Raw genomic sequence first — 2,707 nt, 5'->3', positions numbered from 1 at the left:
GCCCTGGCGGCCCTCCCAGCGCGGGCCTACACCCCCGGCCTGAAGGCCGGAGCACTGGCCCACATTCCGGTAGCGGCTCGGTGCCTACTCTGCTCCGGGGTCTCGTGGGCTGGTCAGGCAACCCGCAGGGTGAGCGGACCACGGGACACTACGATCGAAACCTCGGCACCCAGCGCTTCGGCGTACGCGCGCAGTGTGTCCAGGCTGTCGACCTGGCCATGCTCGATCTGGGAGATCCTGGCCTGACTCACCCCGAGTGCCACAGCTACTTCGGCCTGGGTGAGCCCGGCAGACTTACGCATCTCGGCCAACTCGTGTCCCCGGATGCGGCCGATATTCTCGCCGCGAATCGCGGCCCGCTGCGCCTGTGCTTCCTCACTGGCGAGCCACGGCTGTCGGGTGACCGCCTCAGCCTTCACATCGCTCCACCGACGGGCCGTCATGACCCCTCCCCACTCTTGCGCTCGACCAGATACTCCTCGTACCGCGCCTCTGCGACCGGGACGTTCTCCCGGTACCACTGGTTCCATCGGCCCGCCTTGTCGCCAGCGACCAGGATCACCGCGTCCCGTTCGACATCGAAGGCGAACAGCAGACGTATCTCCGAGCGCCCGGCAGAGCCCGGCCGCAGCTCCTTCAGATTGTGCAACCGACTGCCGTGGATCCGGTCGACCATCGGCCGGCCAAGCCAAGGGCCTTCCTCCGCCAGGTGGTCGATCGCCTCCATGACCCGGTTGGCGGAGGTCGGGTCCGACTCGCACAGCCTGAGGTACCACTCCTCAACCGGGGCGACCAGCACCACGTCCCACATGCCCCGAGTATAAACCATGCCTTATGTCAGGTGGTCAACCCGCAGCTGCTGAAGTGCGCCCTTCGCCTGCTCCGGGAATCAGCTTGTCGCCGTGGACCGGGCTGGGGCGGTCGTCGCGCGCGTGCGACTCTCGGCCCGTATCGACTGCCTGCTTACCGACGGCCGATGTCAGGTGTACGCCATCGGTAAAGGCCACCTCACCGCGATCGACGTCGGGGTGTCGCAGAGTAGCGCGGACTCGGCCGGAACGCCGGTGGGAGTCGATCCTTGGTTGCAGACAGTGCTTCAAGAGGTCTCGATCGCGCGAGGTTGGTGGGCTCGGTCCGGGATCTGCAGATCTGCGCCGCCGAGTTTGGTGAATCGGTCGGCGAGTTCGGTGAACAGCTCCTTCCGGGACGGTTCGTCAGCGAAGGCCCAGATCTCGGCCTCGTTCGCCGGGGGCAGCTCGGGTAGGTCGTCCGCGCCGAACGTGCCGAGCAGCAGACCAAGCGCCCGGTCGAGGGTGACGACCTCGCGCCGGTAAAGCCGCAGGACCGCCTGGGTGTAGCTGCGCGGCAGCGACCCCGGCTCCAGCTCCTGGCTCGGCAGTAGGTTCTTCTCCTCGATGTCCGCCTTGCTGGTGCGGACCGCACGAATCTTGTCGGCCTCCGCTTGGCCGGACAAGGCCCAGCTCGGTCAACCGGCGGGCCAAGGTGGCCATGTCGACCTGATAATGGCTGCCGGCTCGTACTGCCGCGTCCCGCATGACCTCATCCGGGATCGCCGACCACTCGGACCACCGTTCCCGCAGGTCGGCCTCGGGCAGCAGCAGGGCACGGGCGAACCGGTCCAGCCGTGTTTCGACCTCATCCGCCTCGGTGGCTCAGGCCGCGAAGAGTTCGCCGCTGCCCATGGCAGCGGTGGTGACCACGTCGCCGTCGGGGGTGGTCAACCGTTCGGCGGCACCGCCGGCCCGGACGCGTACCAACCGGCCCTGCCGAACCTCGCGGCCGCCGTCGCGCAACGCGTGCACGATGGTGGCGGCCAGGGCTTCGCCGAGGGCACCGGGTTCGACCTCGACCGACGCGACGGCGTCGATGCGTACCCGGGAAGGTTGTTCCTCGCCCGCCAGCAGGTGCAGCAGGATGCTCTCGGTCGCGAGCACACCGAAGCCCGCCCCGCAGACCAGGGTGCGACCGGTCGCCACCGCCTCCCGGTGCATGGCGTGCAGCGACTCGAACGCGCTCAGTTCGTTGCCGACGTCGACGTAGTGGGTGCCGGCCGGGCAGGCCCGCGCGACCTGCGGCGCGGTGGGTCAGCCGTTCCCGGTCGCGGCCGACCGCCACCACCTCGGTGCCTGCCTGCCGCAGGCGCTGCACCCTGTTACGCCGACGGGCCGTGATAGACGCCGAACCGGCTCTGCACGAGCGCGAGCTACGCAAGTTCGCGCTGCTGTCGGCGGCACTGGAGCAGGGCTTCCGCGATCGCGGCATCGACGATCTGACCGCCCGGCTGGCGGCCGAGATCGCGGTGACCACGTTCCGGACCGCGGTGACCCGCTGGCTCGACCAGCACGGCGACCCCGACCTCCCCGCCACCATCGACCAGACCCTGGCAGCGATGAGACACCTGGTCGGTACGCCGTCGGCGTGAGGCCGGAACCTCGGATGTTGCCCGCCGTAGCGGAATGCCGGTTGAGCTGATGCCACAGGTGCATCAAGATGCACCTGTGGCATCAGGTCGTCGGAGGCACCATGAGGTACCGGAAGTCTGCCGACCCGCCGACCCGCCGACCCGCCGACCCGAAGCCCCAAGCAGGAAGCAGGAAGCACGAGGCCCGGGGCGCGAGGTCCGGGGCAGGGGCTTTGCGTAGTCGCCTGAGAGTACTTCTGGCCTGCGTGAACGCGCTGTCATCGA

At 68.9% G+C, this 2,707-nt stretch carries 5 protein-coding genes; 1 reads left to right on the top strand and 4 read right to left on the bottom strand.

The window, feature by feature from the left end; translation table 11 throughout:
* Positions 1-113: 113 nt before the first annotated feature.
* The 4 genes from ACFHW1_RS28635 to ACFHW1_RS28620 form a co-directional block, all read right to left on the bottom strand.
* Entirely contained in the window at positions 114-443 is a 330-nt protein-coding gene (locus ACFHW1_RS28635; protein WP_281553025.1) for a helix-turn-helix domain-containing protein, read from the bottom strand.
* Positions 440-811: a type II toxin-antitoxin system RelE/ParE family toxin gene (locus tag ACFHW1_RS28630; protein WP_416557638.1), complete on the bottom strand. Its 372-nt coding sequence runs from the start codon at positions 809-811 to the stop codon at positions 440-442. Before ACFHW1_RS28630 ends, ACFHW1_RS28635 begins: the two co-directional genes overlap by 4 nt.
* 285 nt (positions 812-1,096) lie before the next feature.
* Positions 1,097-1,474: a hypothetical protein gene (locus ACFHW1_RS28625; RefSeq protein ID WP_416557637.1), complete on the bottom strand. Its 378-nt coding sequence runs from the start codon at positions 1,472-1,474 to the stop codon at positions 1,097-1,099.
* A 199-nt stretch (positions 1,475-1,673) separates the two neighbouring features.
* Positions 1,674-1,997 (bottom strand): hypothetical protein, encoded by a 324-nt coding sequence (locus ACFHW1_RS28620; protein ID WP_416616692.1) that lies wholly within the window; start codon positions 1,995-1,997, stop codon positions 1,674-1,676.
* A gap of 191 nt (positions 1,998-2,188) precedes the next feature.
* Between ACFHW1_RS28620 and ACFHW1_RS28615 the strand changes: the two genes are divergently transcribed.
* Positions 2,189-2,443 carry a hypothetical protein gene (locus tag ACFHW1_RS28615; protein WP_416557635.1) on the top strand — a complete coding sequence of 85 codons (255 nt, stop codon included), beginning with the start codon at positions 2,189-2,191 and terminating at the stop codon, positions 2,441-2,443.
* The last annotated feature ends 264 nt before the right edge of the window (positions 2,444-2,707 follow it).

The sequence above is a fragment of the Micromonospora sp. LOL_014 genome, assembly GCF_048060245.1.
Taxonomy (GTDB): Bacteria; Actinomycetota; Actinomycetes; order Mycobacteriales; family Micromonosporaceae; genus Micromonospora_E.
Note: the sequence above shows the minus strand (reverse complement) of the source record. Positions and strands in the feature narration are given on the sequence as shown.

What these genes read in the sequence shown, in the direction of transcription:
- ACFHW1_RS28635 (WP_281553025.1), bottom strand. Translation starts at nt 443, where the DNA reads ATGACGGCCCGTCGGTGGAGCGATGTGAAGGCTGAGGCGGTCACCCGA.
- ACFHW1_RS28630 (WP_416557638.1), bottom strand. Translation starts at nt 811, where the DNA reads ATGTGGGACGTGGTGCTGGTCGCCCCGGTTGAGGAGTGGTACCTCAGG.